The organism is Streptomyces sp. NPDC057638 (assembly GCF_042800315.1).
Taxonomy (GTDB): Bacteria; Actinomycetota; Actinomycetes; order Streptomycetales; family Streptomycetaceae; genus Streptomyces.
In genome coordinates, this window is record NZ_JBHVHF010000035.1 from 1 (window position 1) to 23,293 (window position 23,293).

Here is a 23,293-nt window from a genome sequence, read left to right on the forward strand (position 1 = left end):
CCCCGGGTGCCGGGGCCCCACCCCCACCACCGTTCACCGCACCCGAACGGCCCCGAATGGCCCCGCCATCGGAGCAGCCGGGGCCGTTCGGGTGCGGTGAACCACTCCGCGTACGGATGACGGGAACGTCCTGTCCGGCAAACGCACGCGGACACCTGGCCCACCGGCCCCACCGGGGAATTCACGGCACCCGCCCCGAGAAACGGCGGACGGAATTCCCCGCGATGTCGCGCGATTCCATTCAGCTCGCGTCCGACACCCCCGCCGCCTTAGCGCGCGTCGATCCGCCATCGCGAGAGCGGATCCCTATGGTATGACCCTCCGTCGATATCCCGAATGGACGTCAGCACCGTCCGGCAAGGTCCGGCATTCGGGTGAACGCACGGAACCAAAGAGGTCGGGGACAGTTGACCAGTCTGCTCCACGATCGATCGTTCATAGCGAAAAGGGAACAACACGTGATCAAGAAGATTCTGGCTACCGCGGCGGTCACCGCTTCGATGGTGGGCGCCGGCGCCACGATGGCCCCCCAGGCCATGGCGGTCGGCAACGACAACGGCACCACGTCCTTCAGCGGCAACGGCGCGACCCAGGCCTACGGCAACGCCTCCACCCACGGCGACCTGAGCCCGCAGCTCGCCCTGGTCCAGGGCTCGCTCAACAAGCCCTGCATCGGCCTGCCGCTCAAGGCGAACGTCGGCTCCCTCATCGGCGTCATCCCGGTCACCCTCCAGGACATCCCGATCCTCTCCGCGCCGCAGAACCAGCAGTGCACCGAGAACTCGACCCAGGCCAAGGGCGACGAGCCGCTCTCGCACATCCTCAGCAACATCCCGATCCTGTCGGGCAACGGCGCCGGAAACAACTGATCCGGCCCAGCGGAATTCACACCAGTGCCCCCGAGCGCAACGGCGTTCGGGGGCACTCCCCTGTGCGGCGAAAAGAGCGACCCATCGTACAGAAATCCCGTGAACGGTTCGACAACGAATCCTGCTGCATCGGGGTGACATTCCGAACTGACGGCCATACGAAGGTACTCACCCGGGAATCCCTTCGTTACTAGGTCTGCGGGGGCGCTCATAAACAGGGCACTGTCGGCGCAGCGCGAAGGTCGCGGCTGTGGGTCTCCGCTGAAAGGATCAATGAAATGATGCACAAGAAGGCTGCCGCCGTCGCCGCGGGGCTCATCATGGCACTGGGCTCCGCCACCCCGGCCCTGGCCGACGCGGACGCCCACGGCGCGGCCGTCGGTTCGCCCGGTGTGCTGTCCGGCAACGTGATCCAGGTCCCGGTCAACGTTCCGATCAACGTCTGCGGCAACTCGATCGACGTCCTCCTCGGCTTCCTCAACCCGGCCATCGGCAACGTCTGCGTGAGTTCGTGATTTTTTAGCGGTTGCTCGCCTCCGGGGCGCTGGAGTCGATGTCTCAGGCTCGACGTGCTCGATCGCTCGTTCCTCGCGATCTCCGCGCGACTCACCTGAGACATCGACGCGCCCCTTTGGCTCGCAACCGACCTCGGGTAGAGCGAGCCCTCACACGGAGCTACTCACCCACAGAGCCACCGTGAGCGAACCCGGTGGCGAAGCTCCCACGGGGATCCGAGTGGCGGGCGGCCATCGAAAGATCGACAACGAGTCACGGTCACACCGGCCGTCACCACGGCAGCCGGGGGTCAGGGGGCACGTTCGGGGGGTGCAGGGTCGCCCCCGCAGAGAGGGGCGGGACAACCCGGCCTCACGCAACAGGAACGCCTCATCCGCCGCTCCCGAGGAGGTGAGCCCGGAGGCCACCGAACCCCGCACACGAACGACAGCGGCAGCGACGGACACCGCACCCGGCCCACGGGCCACCCGCCGGGCCCCGCACCCGGGCCACCCGGCCCCACGGCCTACCGCCACACGGCCAGCCCCGCACCCTCCCCGGAGGGCCCCCGCGTGAGAAGCGCAACATCCCGGCCAGGGAACCGCCGCGCGACCGCAGGCGGGAGCGCGCACGGAGGGCGGCATTCCAAGGAGAGACCCCGCCCCCACCAGCGCGACCGTCGGCGCCGCCGCTTCGCGCCGCCCCCATGACGCCCGGAATGCCCGGCGATCACCGGACACCGCCCTTAAGCTCGCCGCATGCAGGTGATCCAGTCGACGAAGCTCGCGAATGTCTGTTACGAGATCCGGGGACCGGTGCTGGAGGAGGCGATGCGTCTGGAGGCAGCGGGGCATCGCATCCTGAAGCTCAACACCGGCAACCCGGCCGCCTTCGGGTTCGAGTGCCCGCCCGAGATCCTGGAGGACGTCCTCCGCAATCTGGGCGGCGCGCATGGGTACGGCGACGCGAAGGGGCTGCTCTCGGCGCGGCGCGCGGTGATGCAGCACTACCAGACCAAGGGCATCGACCTCGATGTCGAGGACATCTACCTCGGCAACGGTGTCTCCGAGCTGATCCAGATGTCGATGCAGGCGCTGCTCGACGACGGGGACGAGGTGCTGGTCCCGGCGCCGGACTATCCGCTGTGGACCGCGTCCGTCTCGCTGGCCGGGGGCACGGCGGTGCATTACCGCTGTGACGAGGGCTCCGACTGGATGCCCGACCTCGCCGACCTGGAGCGGAAGATCACCGACCGCACCAAGGCGCTGGTGATCATCAACCCGAACAACCCCACCGGCGCCGTCTATGACGAGGAGATGCTGCGGAGCCTGACCGAGATCGCCCGCCGCCACCGGCTGGTCGTCTGCTCCGACGAGATCTACGACAAGATCCTCTATGACGGCGCCACGCACACCCCGACCGCCGCCCTCGCCCCGGATCTGCTCGTCCTCACCTTCAACGGGCTCTCCAAGAACTACCGGGTGGCCGGGTACCGCTCCGGCTGGATGGCGGTCTGCGGCCCGAAGGGGGACGCCGCCTCCTATATCGAGGGGCTGACCATCCTGGCCAATATGCGGCTCTGCGCCAATATGCCCTCCCAGCACGCGGTGGCCAGCGCGCTCGGCGGCCGGCAGTCGATCGACGATCTGGTGCTGCCGGGCGGGCGGATCCTGGAGCAGCGGGATATCGCGTATGACCTGCTGACCCAGATCCCGGGCGTGACCTGTGTGAAGCCCAGGGGCGCGCTCTATCTCTTCCCGCGTCTGGACCCCACGGTCTACAAGATCAAGGACGACCGGCAGATGGTGCTCGATCTGCTGCGGGCCGAGAAGATCATGGTGGTGCATGGAACGGGCTTCAACTGGCCGGAACCGGATCACTTCCGCCTGGTGACCCTGCCCGCCACGAAGGACCTCGCGGATGCCGTGACCAGGATCGGGAACTTCCTGGACGGGTACGGCCAGCACTGAGATCGGTGATCTCTTTCGCGACTCCTGTCAACTTTAGATTGAATCTAATGCAGGATGGTCTCCTGACAGTGAGGAGGAGGCCATCCATGTACGAGCCGATCCGCACCAAGTCGGTCCATTCGATGGCCGACCCCGCCGCGTTCCCCCATCGCTCCCGCGAGGAGGAACTGGGCATCCAGCTCGCCGGGCATCTCTCGGCGCTGCTCGCCGTCACCGATGAGCTCGGCCTCGGCGAGGTCGCCGGGCGGCTGGCCGCCGAGGTGACCCGGCTGCGCGGCGCCGCTCCGCTCCGTCATACCGGACCGAGCGGCGCCGATCCCGTGGCGCTGCACCGCCGCGCCCACGCGCTGGCCGGGCGGGTGCTGGTGACCGCCGCCTCGCGCGCCGACACCACGGTGGCGATCCTGGCCGCTGAGCGGATGGACGCCCACAGCGCCGCACTGAGCGCCTCGTCGCGCCTGGTCGGCGCCTCCTGACGGCCCCGGTCCACGAGCCGGGGAGGTCCGTGGGCCGGGAGCCAACCACGCCCGGGGTCGGGGTCCACCCCCGTAATCCCGACCCCGGGTGAACCAACCGCCTGGCGGCGATCGACGGCCATGTGCCGGGCCCGCGACAAGAGGCGTCGAAGAAGAGCGAGCGGCAAGAGACGCGCGCGGCGACCCGTACCGCCCCGGTCCGTATCCGCGACAGGTCGCGGCCGTGGGCCGGCCCGTACCAGCGGAGAGCGGGACCGTGGGGGGATCCGTACCACCGCACAGAACCGGCCCCCGGAGCCGTGAGGGGGCTCCGGGGGCCGGGGTGCGCGGCGGGTCTGATGACCCCACAGGTCAGGGCGGATGTCGTGGTGGCCCACCGCGACGCCGGGGGCGGACCGGGCGGGTGCCCGGTCCGGTGGCGCGTCAGCCGAGACGGGCGACGAGGGCGCGGTACTCGTCCCACAGCTCCTTGGGCGTGTGGTCGCCGAAGGTGTTGAGGTGCTCGGGGACCAGGGCGGCCTCCTCGCGCCAGACCTCCTCGTCCACCGTCAGCAGGAACTCCAGGTCCCCGGCGGAGAGCTCCAGGCCCTCGGTGTCGAGGGCGGCGGGGGTCGGCAGGACACCGATCGGGGTCTCGACGCCCTCGGCGGTGCCGTCCAGCCGCTCCACGATCCACTTCAGGACCCGGCTGTTCTCGCCGAAGCCCGGCCAGACGAACTGGCCGTCGGCGTTCTTGCGGAACCAGTTGACGTAGTAGATCTTCGGCAGCTTCGCCTGGTCCGCGTTCTGGCCGACCTTGATCCAGTGGGCCATGTAGTCGCCCATGTTGTAGCCGCAGAAGGGGAGCATCGCGAAGGGGTCGCGGCGCAGCTCGCCGACCTTGCCCTCGGCGGCGGCGGTCTTCTCGCTGGCGACGTTGGCGCCGAGGAAGACGCCGTGCTGCCAGGAGAAGGACTCGGTGACCAGCGGTACGGCGGAGGCGCGGCGGCCGCCGAAGAGGATCGCCGAGATCGGCACGCCCTGCGGGGACTCCCACTCCGGCGCGACGGTCGGGCACTGCGCCGCCGGGACGGTGAAGCGGGCGTTGGGGTGGGCGGCCGGGGTGTCGGAGTCGGGCGTCCAGTCGTCGCCCCGCCAGTCGGTGAGGTGGGCGGGGGTCTCCTCGGTCATGCCCTCCCACCAGACGTCGTTGTCGTCGGTGAGGGCGACGTTGGTGAAGACCGCGTTGCCCCAGAGGGTCTTCATGGCGTTGGCGTTGGTGTGCTCACCGGTGCCGGGGGCGACGCCGAAGAAACCGGCCTCGGGGTTGATCGCGTAGAGGCGGCCGTCCGCGCCGAACCGCATCCAGGCGATGTCGTCGCCGATGGTCTCGACGGTCCAGCCGGGGATGGTGGGCTCCAGCATGGCGAGGTTGGTCTTGCCGCAGGCGGAGGGGAAGGCGGCGGCGACGTACGTGGCGGCCTCGGGGCCGCCGGTGGGCGGGGTGAGCTTGAGGATCAGCATGTGCTCGGCGAGCCAGCCCTCGTCCCGCGCCATGACGGAGGCGATCCGCAGGGCGTAGCACTTCTTGCCGAGCAGGGCGTTGCCGCCGTAGCCCGATCCGTACGACCAGATCTCGCGGGTCTCGGGGAAGTGCGAGATGTACTTGGTGGAGTTGCACGGCCAGGGCACGTCCTGCTCGCCTTCGGCGAGCGGGGCGCCGAGGGTGTGGACGGCCTTGACGAAGAAGCCGTCGGTGCCCAGCTCGTCCAGGACCGGCTGGCCCATCCGGGTCATGGTGCGCATCGCGACGGCGACGTACGCGGAGTCGGTGATCTCCACTCCGATGGCGGAGAGCGGCGAGCCGACCGGCCCCATGCAGAAGGGGACGACGTACATGGTCCGGCCGCGCATCGAGCCCCGGAAGATGCCCCGCTCACCGGCGAAGATCTCCTTCATCTCGGCCGGGTCCTTCCAGTGGTTGGTCGGTCCGGCGTCGGCCTCCTTCTCGGAGCAGATGAAGGTGCGGTCCTCGACGCGGGCGACGTCGGTCGGGTCGGAGGCGGCGTAGTAGGAGTTCGGGCGCTTGACCGGGTCCAGTTTGGTGAAGGTGCCCTTGGCGACCAGCTCCTCGCAGAGGCGCTCGTACTCCGCCTCGGATCCATCGCACCAGACCACCCGGTCCGGCTGGGTGATCGCCGCGATGTCGTCCACCCAGGTGATCAGCTCACGGTGCTGGGTGGGAAGGGTGCTGGGAGCCGCGATGTCGCGCGCCACGATTGCTCCTAAGAGAGGGTTCTGTTGGTCTTGTCCAGTTCTGTGCCCCGTGGGGGCCTCGACCCGGATGCTTCGTAGCCGCTCATCCGGTGCCGACCGCACTCATCTGATGATCCGTGGCGCATGCCCATATGTCCAGCGCATAGCTCATGTGAGCATCACCACTGTGTCGCGGACGGGGGACGGCAGAGGGGGCGCGCGGTCACGGGACGGCGCCCCGGTTCCGTACCGCCGCCCGCCTGACCTCCCCGGATCCCGTCTGTCAAGGTGCGGCCTCCAGTAAGGCACTTACGGGTGCGTAGGTACGATCCAGACATGACTGCTGCTGCCGTGCCTGACGTCACCGAGATCGAGGCCCCTCCGCCGCATCCGGCGAAACCGAAGCTGCGCGGCTGGCTGCACGCGGGGATGTTCCCCGCCGTCCTGGTCTCCGGCCTGGTGCTCACCGCGCTCGCCGGATCGACCGAGGCGCGTGTGGCCTGCGCGATCTATGTGCTGACCGCCTGCCTGCTGTTCGGGGTGAGCGCGCTCTACCACCGGGGGAACTGGGGCCCGCGCGCCCAGGCCCTGCTGCGGCGCCTGGACCACGCCAATATCTTCCTGATCATCGCGGGCACCTACACCCCGCTGACGATCCTCCTGCTGCCCGACTCCAAGGCCGGGCCCCTGCTGTGGGCGGTCTGGGTGGCCGCGGCGGCCGGGATCGCCTTCCGGGTCCTGTGGGTCGGCGCGCCCCGCTGGCTCTACACGCCCTGCTATATCGCGATGGGCTGGGCGGCCGTCTTCTTCCTGCCGGACTTCCTGCGCGCGGGCGGGATCGCGGTGCTCATCTGCGTCATCACCGGCGGGCTGCTCTACAGCGTGGGCGGGGTGGTGTACGGGATCAAGCGCCCCAATCCGTCACCGCGCTGGTTCGGCTTCCACGAGGTCTTCCACTCCCTCACGCTGGCGGCCTTCGTGGTGCACTACGTCGGCATCTCCCTGGTGGCGTACCAGGGCTGAGACACACCGGGGCCGAGCCGGTGCGGCCGGCCCCGGCCGGGCCGCCGTTCCGGGCGCCCGCGCGCGATTCCCGAGCGGCTGGGCTTCTCGCTCATCTGAGCTTGGCCGTGCGCTCCTTTGAGTCGCACCGGGCGCCGACGATGGATCACCGTTCGCCGCTACGGGACAATGGGGGCATGCCCGCGACCGTGCCCCTCCCCCAGGACACCCGGCCCCAGCCCCCGCTGGGCCTCCGGGAACGCAAGAAGCTGAAGACGCGGCTCGCGATCCGCCGCGCCACCTACCGGCTGATCCGCGCCCAGGGGTACGAGTCGACGACCATCGAGCAGATCGCGGAGGCCGCCGAGGTCTCCCCCTCCACGGTGTTCCGGTACTTCCCCACCAAGGAGGACATCGTCCTCACCGATGAGTTCGGGCCGCTGATGGAGGCCGAACTGAGGGCGCGCCCCGAGGACGAGGACCCGGTGGACGCCGTCCGCGCGGTCATCCGGCTGGCCCTGGCGGCCTTTCTGCGGGAGCACCCCGAGGAGGCGCTGGAGCGCACCCGGCTGATGGCCGAGGTCCCCGCCCTGCGCACCCGGACCAGCGAGACGGCGGCGGCCACCTTCCGGCTGCTGGTCCACGCCGTCGCGGACCGCGTCGGCCGCCCCCACGACGACCTGGACGTCCGGACCTTCGTGGCGGCGGTGACGGGAGTGCTCCGCGAGGTGACGGTGTACTGGGCGGAACGCGACCACCAGGACGATCTGCTGGACCTGGTCGACCGGGGGCTGCGCGCCCTGGGCACGGGCCCCCGCTTCTGACGCCGACCGTTCAGTCCGTACGGGAGGACAGCTCCCCGTGCAGCGCGGCCACGGTCGTCACCGGCCGTCGGCAGACGAACCCCCGGCAGACATACGCCGCCGCCGCGCCCTCCACCAGGCCCCGCCCCCGCAGCAGCGGGAACTCGTCCCCGTCCGGCGCCCCGACCGCGACGACCGCTCCCGGCGCCGTCGACAGCAGCGCCGTACGGTGCAGCTCCCGGCCCCGGGGGTCGTCGTCCGCGCCCCGGACGACCGCGATCTCCCGGGGCCCGTCCAGCAGCGCCTCGGCGACCGCGAGCCCCCAGCCGAGGAAGCGCGGCACCTTGGGCCCCAGCGTCCGCACGATGCCCAGCGCCCCCTCCGCCGCCTCGCGGTGCACCGTGGACCCGGTCTGCGCGGCGTACGAGAGCAGCGCCCCGGCCGCCGCGCTCCAGCCGGAGGGGGTGGCGTTGTCGGTGGGGTCCTGGGGGCGGCGGATCAGCCGCTCGGCGTCGTGCGCGGTGTCGTAGAAGGCGCCGTCCTCGCCGCTGAAACGGTCGATGACCATATCGAGCAGCAGCCCGGCGAAGTCCAGCCAGACCCCCTCCCCGCTGACGGCCGCGAGAGCGAGGAAGCCCTCGGCGACATCCGCGTAGTCCTCCAGCACCCCGGCGTTGGCGCCGCTGACCCCGTCCCGGGAGGTACGGGAGAGCCGGGCCGTGCTGTCCAGATGGACCCGCACCAGCAGATCGGCGGCCTCGGTCGCGTGCTCCACCAGGTCGGGCCGGTCGAAGCAGGCCCCGGCCTCGGCCAGTGCCGCAATGGCGAGCCCGTTCCAGGCGGCGACGACCTTGTCGTCCCGCGCCGGCCGGGGCCGCAGCTCCCGGGCCTCGAAGAGCCGCCGCCGCAGCCCCTCGTCGGCCTCCGCACCGGGGAGCTGGAGCACGGAGGCGCCGTGCTCGAACGTCCCGGCCTCGGTCACCCCGTACAGCGCGGCGGCACGGCGGCCGTCCTCCGGGCCGAGGACCTCGGCGAGCCGCTCCGGTGTCCAGACGTAGAAGGCGCCCTCGGTGACCCGCGCGGCCTCCCCCTGGCTCTCGGCGCTGTCCGCGTCCAGGGCGGAGGCGAAGCCTCCCTCGGGGGTCCGCAGCTCACGCACCATGAAGTCGGCGGTCTCCACGGCGACGCGCCGGGCCAGCGGAGAGCCGGTGGCCCGCCACAGATGGGTGTAGACGCGACAGAGCAGGGCGTTGTCGTACAGCATCTTCTCGAAGTGCGGAACGACCCACTCCCGGTCGACCGAGTACCGGGCGAAGCCGCCGCCGAGCTGGTCGTACATCCCGCCCCGGGCCATCGCCTCACAGGTGTCGGTGGCCATCTGGAGCGCGCCTTCCGCCCCCGTACGCGCATGGTGGCGCAGCAGGAACTCCACCACCATCGACGGCGGGAACTTGGGCGCCGCCCCGAACCCCGCGTACCGGTCGTCATAGTCCCGGGTGAGCGCCAGCAGCGCCCGCGCCAGCTCCTCCTCCCGGGGCACCCCGCCGCCGCCCCGGGTGACCTCACGCTCGGCGAGATCCCGGGTGATCTTCCGCGCGACCTCCGTGACCTCCCCGCGCCGCCCACTCCACGCGGCGCTCACCCCTTCGAGCACCTGCCGGAACGACGGCATCCCATGCCGGGGCTCCGGCGGGAAGTACGTCCCGAAGTAGAACGGCTCCCCCTCGGCGGTCAGAAAGACGGTCATCGGCCACCCGCCCTGCCCGGTGGCCGCCTGCACCGCCTCCATATAGACGGCGTCGACATCGGGCCGCTCCTCGCGGTCGACCTTGACGGCGACGAAGTGCTCGTTGAGGTACGCGGCGGTCCCGGCGTCCTCGAACGACTCATGGGCCATGACGTGGCACCAGTGACAACTGGAGTAGCCGACGCTCAGCAGCACGGGCACATCCCGCCGCCTCGCCTCCTCGAACGCCTCGGGCCCCCAGGGCCGCCAGTCGACGGGATTGTCGGCGTGTTGGAGGAGATAGGGGGAGGTCTCGTTCACGAGGCGGTTCGGCATGGCCCCATCCTCGCGCACGGGGGCGAGGGGGCGCTCCCGCGGCACGGCATGGCCGTGCCTGGTCGAACCCGGGCGATATCGGATGCCTCCCGGCGTTCTTCCGATTCGGGCACCACCGAGTCGCAGGACAGTAGGCTGAGCCCAGCAGCGCTGGAACTGTTGAGGCTCCTCGAAGGAGGCACACCATGACCGCCGAGATGGTGGCGCCCGCATGGATGCACACCCAGATCAGCGCGGAACAGTACGACTCCTGGTCCGAGGAGCAGTGCGCCGGCATCGAGATCGTGGACGGGATGGTCGTCGTGAGCCCGAGCGCCTCCAAACGGCACAACCGGCTGGCCCGGATCCTGGCCAATGCCCTGGATACCGCCGCGGGCCCGGACTGGAACGCCGACACGGACTTCGACGTCCGCCTGCAGGACGTTCCGCTCACCAACCGCCGGCCGGACGTCACCGTCTACCGGGCGGAGACCATCGACTTCACACCCACCCGCCCCGAACACGTGCTCCTGGTCGTCGAGGTCGTCTCCCCAGGGTCAGAGACCACCGACCGGATCGTGAAGGTGGACCAATATGCCAAAGCTGGCATCCCCTTCTACTGGCGCATCGAGCAGTCCGCCACCGGCGTTCCGATCGTCTACACCTACGTCCTCGACCCCGCCACCCGGAGCTACCGGGACGGTGAGATGTTCACCGGCGTGGTCAAGGCCGCCGCGCCCTTCCCGGTCATCGTGGACCTGGGAGCCGTCTGAGCCAGGGTTTCCCCGTCAGGCGCTACGGACCGCGTAGACGATCAGGTTGTCCACGGTGTGGCCGTCGGCGCCGAAGGCGCCGTCACAGGTGATCAGCCGCAGTTCGCGGCCGTTCACCGCGCCGTACACCCGCTCGGTGGGGAACGCCTTCTTCCGCACGGTCTCCTTGCGGGTCACGGTGAACCGGGCCAGTGCCCCCGCCGCGTTGCGGACCGTCACCTCGGCGCCCTTCCGTACCTTTCTGAGGTCCTGGAAGACGGCCTTGCCGTAGCGGGTGGCGTTATGGCCGATGATCACGGAGGCGCCCGGCTCCCCCGGTACGGCGGCGCCGGTGTACCAGCCCGCCGTCATGCCCTTCTCCGGCGGGGGGACCTCGACGGTCTGGTCCCGGTTGAGGCCGAGACGCATCAGGGGCGCGGAGATCTCGACCGACGGGATCGTGACATGGACGGGCGCGGGGGCGGTGCTGGCGCGGTCCGGGGGCGGGGTCGCCGGGGAGGCGGCCCGCGGTGATGGGGGCGGTGCGGACGGCTCCCGTTCCGGGGTGGACGGGCTTCCGCAGGCGGTGACGGTGAGCAGGGCGAGGCCGAGGGCCAGGCCGAAGAGGGCGGGGCGGGGCACGGAGGGCTCCAGGGCGAGGGGCGGTGACCGGCGCGCCGAGGTGTGCCGGACGCGGGTACGGAGACGGAGACGACAACGGCGTACGAAGGGGCACCAGCCGCAGGCCGGTGCCCCTTCGCGGTGGCTAGCCCTGGTAGCGGCGGCGCACGACCAGGGTTCCGGCGCCCGCGGCGAGGGCGGCGATGCCCGCCGCCGTACCGATCAGAGCGCCGGAGCCGTCGCGCTCCGCCGGGCGCTCACCCGCGGCGACCCCGCCGCGCGGGGTCACGGCCCCTTCGCGCAGCGGCATCGGCTGGGGGCTGGTGCTCCAGACGGTGTCGCGCGGGGCGACCCGGGGCTTGTCCCCGGCGGCGACCTCGCGGGGCGGCATGGTGGCGCTCACCTTCGCCCATCCCGTCCTCGGCTTCTCGGCCGGGTTGACGACCTGGGGCTTGTCACCCGCCGCCACACCACCGCGCGGCAACAGCGCGGTCCCCTGCGCCGGGCCACCCGCCCGCTCGGAGAGGTCCACCTTCGGAAGGGGCGCGGGGGACGAGTCGGCGAACGCGGCGGTCGCCGGGGCCAGCAGCGCGGCGGTGGCCGAGGCGATGACGGCGAGGGCGCGCAGGGACGTACGAGACGACATACGGACTGCTCCGTTCAGCTTGGTCTGAGGGCCGGGTCGCCCGGACAGGGCCTGGGCGGGCGGGTCCGGCCAGCGGTGGGAACTCGCGGACCGGCAGGCCGGTGTCCCCGGTCGGCGGACCGGAGTACCCGGTCCTGCCCAGGCTGGCGAGAACGTGTCAGAAAGCTGTCAGGACGGCGTCGGGTCGCGATCAGCGCGTGGAAAGGGAGGACGAGACGTCCAGCGGTTGGAGCGGGGACGCGGATGCGGGAGGGAGGTGGAGGGTGAAGACGGAGCCCTGGCCGGGGGTGGAGCGGACGTCGATGGTTCCGCCGTGCGCCTCGGCCAGTTTGCGCACGATCGCCAGCCCGAGTCCGCTGCCGCCGGTCCGGCGGCTGCGGGACTTCTCCGCGCGCCAGAAGCGGTCGAAGACATGGGGCAGGTCCTCGGGCGGGATCCCGGTCCCGGTGTCGCTGACGGACAGCGACACCCGGTCGCCGTCCTGGTGCGCCCGGAGGGTGACGGTGCCGCCGCTCGGGGTGTGCCGGACGGCGTTGGTGAGGAGGTTGCCGACGGCCTGGCGCAGCCGGACGGGGTCCGCGACCACCTCGGGCGGGGGCGGTGTCACCGGCGGCCCGGTCTTCTCCCCCGCCTCCGCCGGGCGGGCGACGGTCACCGTCACGCCCGCTGTCTCCGCGCGCCCCTGGTGGGCCGCCGCGACCTGGGCGAGCAACTCCTCGGGACGCAGCAGCTCGGGGCGGAGCCGCAGGGCGCCCGCGTCGGCCTGGGCCAGGTCCTGGAGGTCGTCGATGATGTGCTGGAGCTGGACGGCCTCCTCCAGCAGGGAGGAGACAAAGGCCGGGTCGGGGTCGGCGATCCCGTCCTCGGCCGCCTCCAGCCAGCCCCGGATATTGCTCAGCGGGGTACGCAGCTCATGGGCGACATCGCTGACGAGGGCCCGGCGCTGGGCCTCCAGGGTGGCCCGGTGCGCGGCCATGTCGTTGAAGGCCGCCGCCAGCCGCCCGACCTCGTTGTCGGCGGTGACCGGGACCGGCCGCGAGCTCTCGCCGTCCTTCATCCGCTGGGCCGCCCCGGTCAGCGCCCGCAGGGGGCGCACCAGCCGGGTGGCGGCCAAAAGCGTCGCGCCGACCGTGAGCGCCAGGACGAGGGCGGCGACGCCGACGATCCGCGCGGTGTTGGCGGGCGAGAGCGCGAAGGCCGGGGTCCGGGTGCCGTCGGGGTCCGTGATGAACAGCAGGGCGGTCGGCGAGACATGGGCGCCGAGCTGTTCGGCCCGGGAGCTGGCCACACAGGTCTCGACGGCGCGGTCGTCGACCGTCTTCCGCTCCTCGACCGGCTCGCGCGGCAGCGGGACGGTGCTGGTGGTGGACCAGGGCATGGGTGCGACCGCGGGGGCCGGCTCCTCCCTCGGCAGCAGCGACACCACGGGGTGGTCGGGGCTGTCGCGCCAGGTCAGATCGAGGCTGAGCCGGGTGGGGGCGCGGCCCTTGCGGCGCAGACAGTCGTCGGAGAGCTTGTTGAGGGCGGTGAGCGCGGTGGCCTCGGTCCGGGTGGGCCGGTCCAGTTCGGCGAGTCCGCAGCGGGCGCCCAGGACGTCGGCGCGGTCGTTGCCGACGATCCGGATCCGGGGGCGGCCGCCGGCGGTGACGGCGATGTCGGCGGTGAGCCCCATCTCCCGCAGACAGGCGCCGACACCGTCCGCCTTCTTACGGAGCTGGGCGCGCTCGGCGGCGGGCAGGTCGAAGGGCCCGACCGCGCGGTGGTCGATCCCGTCCGCCAGGCCGGGTCCGGTCCGCTCCCCCTGCCCGGAGCGCGCTGTCACGGACGCCAGTGCGGTGTCGGCGCTGAGCGGATTCACCACGGCCGAGGGCTCCTTGGGCAGGGGCGCGGGATCGGCGGAGGTGTCGGAGTCGGCGAGGGGGTGACCCTGCGGTGTGGTGAGGGCGATCCGGCGGCCGGTCTCCTCGGCGAGTCCGCGTACGGTCGGCCCGACCCCCGCCCACTGGGCGTGGGTGGCGGCCCGGCCACGCAGGGTGTCGTAGATTCGCGCGGTCTCGCTGAGGTCCTGGCCCTGTTGCTGGCGGATCGCGCCGGAGGTGGTCTGTACGGCGAGCCACGCGGTGGCGGCGACGGAACAGGCGGCGACCAGCGCGGAGACGGCGAGCAGCCGGACCAGAAGGCTCTTGCGCAGGGGGAGGCGGGAGGAGTCGGCGGGACGGCCGGACCGGCGGAGCGGGCGAGGGGAGTCGGCGGGACGGCCGGACCGGCGGAGCGGGCGGGGGGAACGGGATGGGCGGGTCTCGGCACCCGCGCCCTCACCGCTCGTCATGACCACGGTCCGGATCCGCCAGTTTGTAGCCGACACCGAAGACCGTGAGCAGACGCACGGGCCGCCGTGGGGTGGGCTCGATCTTCTTACGGAGGTTCATGACATGGACGTCGACCGTCCGGTCGCCGATATAGCGGGTGAAGCCATGGAGCTGCTCCAGCAGCCGCTGGCGGCTGAAGACCCGTCCCGGTTCGGCCGCCATCGCCGCGAGGAGGCGGAACTCGCCGGGGGTGCACTCGATGGGTTCGCCGTCGACGCTCACCTCATGGCGCTGGGGGTCGACCACCAGCCCGCCGACCCGCAGCACGGGTGTCCCGGCCGCCCGCCGGGAGCGCCGCAGCAGTGTGCGGACCCGGGCCATCAGCTCCCGGGGGCTGTAGGGCTTGGTCATGTAGTCGTCCGCGCCCAGATCGAGGCCGAGCAGCAGATCGTCCTCGGTGGAGCGGGCGGTGAGCATCAGCACGGGCAGTTCCCGGCCCTCGGCGCGCAGCACCCGCAGCACGTCGAGGCCGTCGGCCCGGGGCATCATCACATCGAGGACGAGGAGTTGGGGCGGGGGTCCGGTGCGCACCGCGTCGATGGCGGCGCGTCCGTCCGGGACCACGGTGACCGTGTGTCCCTCCCGCTCCAGATAGCGGCGGACCAGCTCGGCCTGCTTGTCGTCGTCCTCGGCGATCATCACATGTGCGCACACACGTCCGATCGTAGGCAGTTGCCCCTGGCCCGCCGGGGGCCGGGCTCCGGTCGGCCGGGGGAGGGCCGCGCCCGGCCCCCGCACGGCACCGCGTACGGAGGCGGACGCGGCCCCGCCCGTACCGAGCGGCGTACCGCTGTACCGGCATACGGCCCTACGGATGTACCGCTTGTACGGGCGTGCCGCCGTGGCGTGCCGGGGAGCCGCTCCGCCCGGCACGCCCCGGCTGACGGGGATCAGCGGTCGCCGCGGATCACAGGTTGCCGCGCCTGGCCTGCTCGCGCTCGATGGCCTCGAAGAGGGCCTTGAAGTTGCCCTTGCCGAAGCCCATCGAGCCATGACGCTCGATCATCTCGAAGAAGACGGTCGGACGGTCCTGGACCGGCTTGGTGAAGATCTGGAGCAGATAGCCGTCCTCGTCGCGGTCGACGAGGATCCTCAGCTCGCGCAGGGTCTCCACCGGCACCCGGGTCTCCCCGGCCCACTCGCCGAGGGTGTCGTAGTACGAGTCGGGGGAGTCCAGGAACTCGACACCGGCCGCCCGCATGGACCGGACCGTGGCGACGATGTCATTGGTGGCCAGGGCGATGTGCTGGACGCCCGCGCCGCCGTAGAACTCCAGGTACTCGTCGATCTGGGACTTCTTCTTGGCGATGGCGGGCTCGTTGATCGGGAACTTCACCTTCAGGGTGCCGTCCGCGACGACCTTCGACATCAGCGCGGAGTACTCGGTGGCGATGTCGTCGCCCACGAACTCCTTCATGTTGGTGAAACCCATGACCTTGTTGTAGAAGGACACCCACTCGTTCATCTGGCCGAGTTCCACATTGCCGACGCAGTGGTCGATGGCCTGGAAGGTCCGCTTGGCGGGCGGGGCCACGATCGGCTCGGCGGTCACGAAGCCGGGGAGGTAGGGGCCGTGGTAACGGGAGCGGTCGACCAGGGTGTGGCGGGTCTGGCCATAGGTGGCGATCACCGCGAGCACCACCGTGCCGTGCTCGTCCGTCACCTCGTGGGGGGCGGTGATGCCATGGGCGCCGTGCTCGGTGGCGTAGGCGTAGGCGGCTCGCGCGTCGGGCACCTCGATCGCGAGGTCGACCACCCCGTCGCCGTGCTCGGCGACATGCCCGGCGAGGAAGGTGCCCCACTCGGTGGACTGCCTGATGACGGAGGTGAACACAAAGCGCGCGGAGCCGTTCTCCAGGACGTAACTGGCCGTCTCCCGGCTGCCGTTCTCCGGCCCGGCGTAGGCGACGAGTCTCATCCCGAAGGCCGTGGAGTAGTAGTGCGCGGCCTGCTTGGCATTGCCCACGGCGAAGACGACCGCGTCCATCCCCTTCACCGGGAACGGGTCGGCCTCGCGCGCGGTGGTGGAGTGGTGATCCATGGTCTCAGTCATGAAAAAAGGCTCCCTCCGTTCCACAAGGTGCGCAATAGTTCAGGTGAACGCTCAGCAATGTGTCCACCACTGAACGAGATCAGTGGGCCTATCTGTACAGGATGACCATCTGGGAGGGTGTATGGCGATCGATCATCTGGACGGGCGGCTTATCGCGCTCCTCGCCCGGGAGCCACGGATCGGGGTCCTGGAGGCGTCCCGCCGTCTCGGAGTAGCGCGCGGAACGGTGCAGGCACGGCTCGACCGGCTGCGGACCCATGGCGTCATCAGGGGTTTCGGCCCGGATGTGGACCCGGCCGCCCTCGGCTACCCGGTCACCGCCTTCGCCACGCTGGAGATCAAACAGGGCCAGGGCGAGGACATCCGGGCCCATCTGCGTGGCGTCCCCGAGGTACTGGAGCTGCACACCACGACGGGCGAGGGCGACATGCTCTGCCGACTCGTGGCCCGCTCCAACGCCGATCTCCAGCGGGTGATCGACCGGGTGGTCGGGTTCGAGGGGATCGTCCGGGCCTCGACGGCGATCGTGATGGAGAACCCGGTACCGCTGCGGATCATCCCCCTGGTCGAACAGGCCGCGGGCGAGAGCTTCTGACGGCCCCGCGCCTCGCGAAGGGGCCGCGCCTCGCCCCGAGCCCGCCCGTCGCCCCGAGCCGCCCGTCACGACGGGGCCGCCCCTCGCGACGGGCCACCCCCGGGCCGTCACCGCACGGGCCACACGCGACAGCCCTGCCATCACCCCACGGACCACACCCGGCCATCGCCTCACGGGCGCCCGCCCGCCACCCCACCCACGGGCCGCACCCGGCCGCCGCCTCTCTCCCTCCACTCCACCTCACTCCAAAGAAACCCTTGCAAAGGATTCTCTGCAAACATACCTTTGCATCCATGCCCGGCTCTCCCGAGACCCCCCGTCACCGCCCCCTCGACCCCCGCACCCTGCGCGGGCTCGCCCATCCCCTCCGGATGCGGCTGCTCTCCTCCCTCCGCCATGACGGTCCCGCCACCGCCTCCCAACTCGCCGCGCGACTGGGCGAGTCCAGCGGGGCGACCAGCTACCACCTGCGTCAGCTCGCCGCGTACGGCTTCGTGGAGGACGCGCCGGAGCACGGCAAGGGCCGGGAGCGCTGGTGGCGGGCGTCCTCCGAGGGGACGAGCATCGACCACACGCTCTTCAGCGACCCTGACCCGTCGGTGCGCGGCGCCGCCGACCTGTTCATCCACGAGGTCGCCCACCAGCACACGCAGGAGGTCGGCACCTGGCTGGCCACCGCCTCGGAGTGGCCCGACGACTGGCGCCGTGCCTCCGACCTGAGCGACTTCACGCTCCGGCTCACCCCGGCGCGGGCGTATGAGCTGAAACAGCGGGTCCACGCCCTCGTGGAGAGCTACCGCGAGCCCGGCGCGGCGCCGCCCGGCGAGCCGACGACCGTCCCCCCGGCGCCGCCCGGCGAGCCGACCACCGTCCCCTCCCCACCGCCCGCCGACCCGGCGCCCACCTCCCCCACGGAAGCGACCGCCTCGGACACCACCACCCCCACCGCCGCCGTCCGGTTCCACTTCCACGCCTTCCCTCAGGCGCCCCGCCCCTCCATATGAGCCCCGGGAGGCAGCGATGACATCCGCCACCGGCCCCGCCCCCACCCGTGACCGCGCACCCCTCGCCCAGGTCCTGACCGCCAACGCGATCTCCCTCACCGGGAACGCGCTCACCCTCGTCGGCGTCCCCTGGTTCGCCCTGGAGACCACCGGCAGCGCCGCCAAGGCCGGTCTCGTCGCCTTCTGCGCCATGGCCCCGGTCGCCGTGGCGGCTGTCTTCGGCGGCCCTCTGATCGACCGGGTGGGCCGCCGCCGGGTCAGCGTCGCCTCCGATCTGGTCTGCGCGCTCGCGGTCGCCGCCATCCCGCTGCTGCATCGCGCCGGAGCACTGGAGTTCTGGACGTTATGCGTGCTCATGGCGGTGACGGGCCTGTGCCACGCCCCCGGTGAGACCGCCCGCAATGTCCTCCTCCCCGATCTGGCCGAGACCGCCGGGATCTCCCTCGCCCGCGCAGCCAGCCTCTTCGACGCGGTCTCCCGGGGCGCCCGGATGGCGGGAGCGGCGCTCGCGGGGGTCCTGATCGCGTTCGCGGGCGCGGAGACCGTCCTGCTGGTCGACGCCGCGACCTTCGCCCTCTCCGCCGCCGTGATCTCCCTCGGGATACGGAGGCTGGCCGCGGCCGCCCCCCGCCCCGGCTCCGCTCCCGTCTCCGCCGCCCACTACCGGCGTGAACTGCGCGAGGGCCGCACCGCCCTCACCGGCGACCGGCTGCTCTTCTCCGTGGTGCTGCTGGTGATGCTGACCAACGCCCTGGACCAGTCCTGGAGCGCGGTCCTGCTGCCCGTGCACACCCGCGAACACCTCGGCGGCCCGACCGATCTGGGGCTGCTCGTCTCCCTCTTCGCGGGCTCCGCGCTCCTCGGCGCGCTGCTCTACGCCGCGTTCGGCGACCGTTTCCCCCGCCGTACGGTCTTCGCCGTCGCCTTCCTGGTGAGCAGCCCGCCCCGGTTCGCGGTGGCGGCCCTGACGGACACCACGTTCCCGCTGGCCCTGACGATGGTCCTCGGCGGCCTCGGCGCGGGTGTGCTCAATCCGGTCCTCAGTACGGTGATGTACGAACGGATCCCCGAGGCCCTGCGCAGCCGCGTCCTCGGCGTCATCACGGCCGGGACGCTGATGGCCACCCCCCTGGGCGGGCTGGTGGCGGGCCCGCTCGTCGAGCGCGTCGGCCTGACGGCGACCCTGCTGCTGGTGGCCGTGGTCTATCTGCTGGCGACGCTCTCGGTCGCGGTCTTCCCGGTGTGGCGGCGACTGGACGGCGGGCCGCCGCCGGAACGGTGCACGCCGCCACGGTCCTCGTCCACACCACCGGCACACGGGGTCCCCGGCGAACCCGCCCCGTCCGCCCCCGTACCCCTTCCCCGCCCCCGGCGGGCGGCGGAGGTCAGCAGGACGGAACCGGCTTCCCCGCGTCCAGCGCCCGGAGGGAGTCCACCGCCCCCGTCAGCGTCGTGACCGGGATCAGCCGCAGCCCGTTCCCCACCCCGGCCCGCGCGTCCGCGCACTCGCCCTTCGGCACCAGGAAGACGGTCGCCCCGTCCCGCTGGGCCGCCTGTGTCTTGAGGGCGACGCCCCCCACCGCGCCGACCTCGCCCTGGGGGCTGATCGTCCCCGTACCGGCGATGTCACGGCCGCCGGTGAGATCGCCACCGGCCCCGTTCCCCTCCAGTTTGTCCACGATGCCGAGGGAGAAGAGCAGGCCCGCGCTCGGCCCGCCGACATCGGTGAGGCGCAGGGTCACCTTGACCTTGGCCGGGTCCTCACCGAGGTAGGAGAGGGCCGCCCGGGTCGCGTCGTGCTGGGATTCGGTCATATCGGCGAGGTTGCGCTCGGTGATCTCCTGGTCCGACTCCCCGGAGGGGTAGACGGACTCCCTCGGCAGCACGGCGCGGTCGTCCCGGAACCAGCCGTCGACCACGTCCCCGAGGTCGATGTCGGTGGCGGGCGCGGTGGCGACGATGGTGGTCATCCGCAGGGCGCCCTCCGTCTTCCGTACGGGAGCGCCGGTGATCGTGATCACCGGACTCCCCCCGCGCTCCCCCAGGACGTCGGCGGTCTCCCCGGGCTGGGCGATGACGTACGGCAGCGGGGCGAACCCGGCGACACCGAGCAGGGCCGCGACGGGCAGGGCGCTGATGAGGACGGCGCGGGAGCGCGTGAGACGGGAGAGCACGGTGTCAATCTATCGGTGCGCCCGCCGCCGGTGCGTCCGCCGGGGCCGCGGCCGACGGCTCCCGCCGGGCCACCGCCGGGGCCGCGGGAGGCTCCCCCTCCTGAGCACGGCCTCGTCAGCAGCGCGGCCTTCTCAGCGCGGGCCTCGTCAGCGCAGCGCGTCCGCCACCTCGCGCGCCGCGTCGACCACCCGTCGGCCGACCCGCTCCGGTACGGAGTCGGTGAGCATCACGACCCCCACGCTCCCCTCGATCCCCGTCACACCCACGAGCGGCGCGGCGGCACCGCTGGCGCCCGCCTCCAGTTCGCCATGGGTCAGGGTGTACCCGGGGTCGTCGGCGGCGCTCTGCCGGGCGGCGAGGATCGCCTTGCCCGCGGCGCCCCGGTCCAGCGGATGACGGAAACCGGCCCGGTAGGCGACGTGGTAGTCGGTCCAGGTCGGCTCGACGACGGCGACGGCCAGCGCCTCGGCGCCGTCGACCAGCGTCAGATGGGCGGTGGCGCCTATGTCCTCGGCGAGCGCCCGCAGCGCGGGCATCGCGGCCTCCCGCACCAGCGGGTGCACCTGGCGGCCCAGCCGCAGCACCCCGAGGCCCACCCGGGCCCGGCCCCCGATGTCCCGCCGGACGAGGGCGTGCTGTTCGAGGGTGGCGAGCAGCCGGTAGACGACCGTACGGTTGACCCCGAGCCGGTTGGACAGTTCGGTGACGGTCAGTCCGTGGTCGGTGTCGGCGAGCAGTTTGAGGACACGCAGTCCCCGGTCGAGCGTCTGGGAGGTCTCCGCAGTCACGACGCCCTCTCCTTCGGAGTTCGGAGTGAGTGACGGCGGACCAGCGGCTGACGTGGCGGCCGGGTCCCTACGGCGCCCCGCCCGAGGTCCCCGTCGGCAGTCCTTGGCGCACCGGCTGGGCTCCGCGGCGGCTCTGCCACGGGGCGTTTGTTGAGCGGGACAGTAGCGAGCCGGTCCGCTCAGCGGAAGACCTCGTCCAGAATCCGGGCGTACGGCGGTGATATCGGCCCCCCACAACGGAGTTCAGGCCAGAAACACCGGCCGCGACCTGCGCTTCCTGGCGTGAACGCGTACCCGCGCGTAGGCGGTGGACGCACGCGCGACGGCCCGGCCCCTCCGCGAGGAGAGAACCGGGCCGTCCCGTCCGCGTCACACGGGCCGTCACCCACCGGATCCGAAGCGATCAGCCCCGATCAGTGTCGATCGGTGTCGATTGGTGTCGATTGACTTCACGTCTGATCCAGCCGGACTACCGCATCCGTACCGCCCACTCCTGCACCTTCTTGATTCGCTCACGGATCTGCCCCGCCGTCGCCTCCGCGCTCGGCGGGCCGCCGCACACCCGGCGCAGCTCGGTGTGGATCACCCCGTGCGGCTTGCCACTCTGGTGGACATAGGCGCTGACCATGGTGTTCAGCTGCTTACGCAGCTCCAGCAGCTCCTTGTGGGAGACGACCGGCCGCCGCTCAGCGGGCAGTTCGAGCAGATCGGCCTCGGTGTCCGGCTTACGCCGGCTGTGGGCGATCTGGCGCGCCTGCCGCTTCTGGAGCAGCATCTCCACCTGATCGGGTTCGAGGAGGCCGGGGATGCCGAGGTAGTCCTGCTCCTCCTCGCTCCCGGGGTGGGCCTGCATCCCGAACTCGGCGCCGTTGTACATCACCCGGTCGAAGACGGCGTCGGACTCCAGCGCCTCGAAGGGCAGCTGGTCCTGGTCCCCGGTGTCCTCGTCCTGCTGCTTGTTGGCCTCGTCCATCTCCTTCTCGGACTCGGCGTAGGGGTCCTCCTCCCCCTCCTTCTTCGGCCGGTCGAGGACGTGGTCCCGCTCGACCTCCATCTCGTTGGCGAAGCTGAGCAGCATCGGGATGGTGGGCAGGAAGACGGAGGCCGTCTCACCGCGCCGCCGTGACCGTACGAAACGGCCCACGGCCTGCGCGAAGAAGAGCGGCGTCGAGATCGTCGTGGCATAGACCCCGACGGCGAGCCGGGGCACGTCGACCCCTTCGGAGACCATCCGGACGGCGACCATCCAGCGCTCGTCGCTCTCGCTGAACTCATCGATCCGCTTCGACGCGCCCGTGTCGTCGGAGAGGACGACCGTCGCCTTGCTGCCGGTGATCTCCCGGATCAGCTTGGCGTACGCACGGGCCGAGTCCTGGTCCGCGGCGATGACCAGACCGCCCGCGTCCGGGATGCCCTTGCGCACCTCGGTCAGCCGCTGGTCGGCGGCGCGCAGCACGTTGGGCATCCACTCGCCGCGGGGGTCGAGCGCGGTCCGCCACGCCTGGGAGATCGCGTCCTTGGTCATCGGCTCGCCGAGCCGCGCCGCGACCTCGTCCCCGGCCTTGGTGCGCCAGCGCATATTGCCGCTGTAGCTGAGGAAGATCACGGGCCGGACGACACCGTCGCCGAGCGCGTTGCCGTATCCGTAGGTGTAGTCGGCGGCGGAACGGCGGATGCCGTCGTTGCCCTCCTCGTACGTCACGAACGGGATCGGATTGGTGTCCGAGCGGAACGGCGTCCCGGTCAGCGCGAGCCGGCGGGTCGCCGGGTCGAACGCCTCCAGGCACGCCTCGCCCCATGACTTGGAGTCACCGGCGTGATGGATCTCGTCCAGGATGACCAGCGTCTTGCGCTGCTCACACCGGTTGCGGTGGAGCATCGGCCGCACCCCGACACCCGCGTAGGTGACGGCGACCCCGTGGTACTCCCGGCTGAGCGGGCCCGCGCTGTACTCGGGATCCAGCTTGATCCCGATCCGCGCGGCGGCGGCCGCCCACTGCTTCTTCAGATGCTCGGTGGGCGCGACCACGGTGATCTGCTGCACCACGTGGTGGTGGAGCAGCCAGGAGGCGAGGGTGAGCGCGAAGGTCGTCTTTCCGGCGCCGGGGGTGGCGACGGCGAGGAAGTCGCGGGGCTGATCCTGGACGTACTTCTCCATCGCCCCCTGCTGCCAGGCACGCAGCTTGCTGGCGGTACCCCACGGGGCACGGCCGGGGAAGGCGGGAGAGAGGTGGTGGGAGTGGGAGGCGGTAGTAGTCACGGTCTCCGGTTCGACGCTCGTCGCTCGTGGCTCGGCCTCGTCGCTCGTGGCTCGCGGCGCGGCGGAGGCACTCGGCAAGGGCAGGGACAGGGGCACGGTTCGGGTATGACAACCGGGCCACCCTACCGGGGCGGCGGAA

The 23,293-nt window shown here is 71.7% G+C and carries 20 protein-coding genes; 10 read left to right on the forward strand and 10 right to left on the reverse strand.

Annotated elements, in window-relative coordinates; genetic code table 11:
* Window positions 1-458 precede the first annotated feature (458 nt).
* From ACFVIM_RS07790 to ACFVIM_RS07805, 4 genes are all read left to right on the forward strand, one after another.
* Complete coding sequence (locus ACFVIM_RS07790) at window positions 459-869, forward strand: rodlin (protein ID WP_384299761.1); 411 nt, start codon at window positions 459-461, stop codon at window positions 867-869.
* Between the two features lie 278 nt (window positions 870-1,147).
* Window positions 1,148-1,384, forward strand: coding sequence for a chaplin (locus tag ACFVIM_RS07795; protein ID WP_384299762.1), 237 nt, complete (start codon window positions 1,148-1,150; stop codon window positions 1,382-1,384).
* Window positions 1,385-2,122: 738 nt separating this feature from the next.
* Entirely contained in the window at window positions 2,123-3,334 is a 1,212-nt protein-coding gene (locus tag ACFVIM_RS07800; protein WP_384299763.1) for a pyridoxal phosphate-dependent aminotransferase, read from the forward strand.
* An 86-nt stretch (window positions 3,335-3,420) separates the two neighbouring features.
* Window positions 3,421-3,810, forward strand: a complete 390-nt coding sequence (locus ACFVIM_RS07805; protein ID WP_384299764.1) for a hypothetical protein — start codon at window positions 3,421-3,423, stop codon at window positions 3,808-3,810.
* 423 nt (window positions 3,811-4,233) lie between these two features.
* Here the strand turns inward: ACFVIM_RS07805 and ACFVIM_RS07810 are convergent, their stop codons facing one another.
* Window positions 4,234-6,066 carry a phosphoenolpyruvate carboxykinase (GTP) gene (locus ACFVIM_RS07810; RefSeq protein ID WP_384299765.1) on the reverse strand — a complete coding sequence of 611 codons (1,833 nt, stop codon included), beginning with the start codon at window positions 6,064-6,066 and terminating at the stop codon, window positions 4,234-4,236.
* Window positions 6,067-6,381: 315 nt separating this feature from the next.
* Between ACFVIM_RS07810 and ACFVIM_RS07815 the strand changes: the two genes are divergently transcribed.
* The gene (locus ACFVIM_RS07815; protein WP_384299766.1) at window positions 6,382-7,068 is read left to right on the forward strand and encodes a hemolysin III family protein; all 687 of its coding nucleotides are present in this window, start codon (window positions 6,382-6,384) and stop codon (window positions 7,066-7,068) included.
* 176 nt (window positions 7,069-7,244) lie between these two features.
* Entirely contained in the window at window positions 7,245-7,871 is a 627-nt protein-coding gene (locus ACFVIM_RS07820; protein ID WP_384299767.1) for a TetR/AcrR family transcriptional regulator, read from the forward strand.
* A gap of 10 nt (window positions 7,872-7,881) precedes the next feature.
* Here the strand turns inward: ACFVIM_RS07820 and ACFVIM_RS07825 are convergent, their stop codons facing one another.
* Window positions 7,882-9,912 (reverse strand): thioredoxin domain-containing protein, encoded by a 2,031-nt coding sequence (locus tag ACFVIM_RS07825; protein WP_384299768.1) that lies wholly within the window; start codon window positions 9,910-9,912, stop codon window positions 7,882-7,884.
* Window positions 9,913-10,097: 185 nt separating this feature from the next.
* Here ACFVIM_RS07825 and ACFVIM_RS07830 point away from each other — a divergent pair, with 185 nt between their 5' ends.
* Window positions 10,098-10,664, forward strand: a complete 567-nt coding sequence (locus tag ACFVIM_RS07830; RefSeq protein WP_384299769.1) for a Uma2 family endonuclease — start codon at window positions 10,098-10,100, stop codon at window positions 10,662-10,664.
* Between the two features lie 15 nt (window positions 10,665-10,679).
* Here the strand turns inward: ACFVIM_RS07830 and ACFVIM_RS07835 are convergent, their stop codons facing one another.
* The 5 genes from ACFVIM_RS07835 to hppD form a co-directional block, all read right to left on the reverse strand.
* Window positions 10,680-11,285 carry a class F sortase gene (locus ACFVIM_RS07835; RefSeq protein WP_384299770.1) on the reverse strand — a complete coding sequence of 202 codons (606 nt, stop codon included), beginning with the start codon at window positions 11,283-11,285 and terminating at the stop codon, window positions 10,680-10,682.
* Between the two features lie 124 nt (window positions 11,286-11,409).
* Window positions 11,410-11,910 (reverse strand): hypothetical protein, encoded by a 501-nt coding sequence (locus ACFVIM_RS07840; protein ID WP_384299771.1) that lies wholly within the window; start codon window positions 11,908-11,910, stop codon window positions 11,410-11,412.
* Window positions 11,911-12,100: 190 nt separating this feature from the next.
* Window positions 12,101-14,239: a sensor histidine kinase gene (locus ACFVIM_RS07845; protein WP_384299772.1), complete on the reverse strand. Its 2,139-nt coding sequence runs from the start codon at window positions 14,237-14,239 to the stop codon at window positions 12,101-12,103.
* On the reverse strand, window positions 14,226-14,933 hold the full coding sequence (locus ACFVIM_RS07850; RefSeq protein ID WP_384299773.1) for a response regulator transcription factor: 708 nt from the start codon (window positions 14,931-14,933) through the stop codon (window positions 14,226-14,228). Before ACFVIM_RS07850 ends, ACFVIM_RS07845 begins: the two co-directional genes overlap by 14 nt.
* A 253-nt stretch (window positions 14,934-15,186) precedes the next feature.
* A complete protein-coding gene (gene hppD / locus ACFVIM_RS07855; RefSeq protein WP_384299774.1) occupies window positions 15,187-16,332 on the reverse strand; it encodes a 4-hydroxyphenylpyruvate dioxygenase in 1,146 nt (381 codons plus the stop codon).
* Window positions 16,333-16,453: 121 nt separating this feature from the next.
* Between hppD and ACFVIM_RS07860 the strand changes: the two genes are divergently transcribed.
* The 3 genes from ACFVIM_RS07860 to ACFVIM_RS07870 all read left to right on the forward strand — a co-directional run bounded on the left by ACFVIM_RS07860 (window position 16,454) and on the right by ACFVIM_RS07870 (window position 19,387).
* A complete protein-coding gene (locus ACFVIM_RS07860) occupies window positions 16,454-16,927 on the forward strand; it encodes an Lrp/AsnC family transcriptional regulator (protein ID WP_384299775.1) in 474 nt (157 codons plus the stop codon).
* Window positions 16,928-17,220: 293 nt separating this feature from the next.
* On the forward strand, window positions 17,221-17,931 hold the full coding sequence (locus ACFVIM_RS07865) for an ArsR/SmtB family transcription factor (protein ID WP_384299776.1): 711 nt from the start codon (window positions 17,221-17,223) through the stop codon (window positions 17,929-17,931).
* A 16-nt stretch (window positions 17,932-17,947) separates the two neighbouring features.
* The gene (locus tag ACFVIM_RS07870) at window positions 17,948-19,387 is read left to right on the forward strand and encodes an MFS transporter (protein ID WP_384299777.1); all 1,440 of its coding nucleotides are present in this window, start codon (window positions 17,948-17,950) and stop codon (window positions 19,385-19,387) included.
* Here the strand turns inward: ACFVIM_RS07870 and ACFVIM_RS07875 are convergent.
* The 3 genes from ACFVIM_RS07875 to ACFVIM_RS07885 form a co-directional block, all read right to left on the reverse strand.
* Window positions 19,317-20,105, reverse strand: coding sequence for a PDZ domain-containing protein (locus ACFVIM_RS07875; protein WP_384299778.1), 789 nt, complete (start codon window positions 20,103-20,105; stop codon window positions 19,317-19,319). The genes ACFVIM_RS07870 and ACFVIM_RS07875 overlap by 71 nt on opposite strands.
* Window positions 20,106-20,252: 147 nt before the next feature.
* Window positions 20,253-20,894: an IclR family transcriptional regulator gene (locus ACFVIM_RS07880; protein WP_384299779.1), complete on the reverse strand. Its 642-nt coding sequence runs from the start codon at window positions 20,892-20,894 to the stop codon at window positions 20,253-20,255.
* 469 nt (window positions 20,895-21,363) lie between these two features.
* On the reverse strand, window positions 21,364-23,154 hold the full coding sequence (locus tag ACFVIM_RS07885) for a DEAD/DEAH box helicase (RefSeq protein ID WP_384299780.1): 1,791 nt from the start codon (window positions 23,152-23,154) through the stop codon (window positions 21,364-21,366).
* Window positions 23,155-23,293 lie beyond the last annotated feature (139 nt).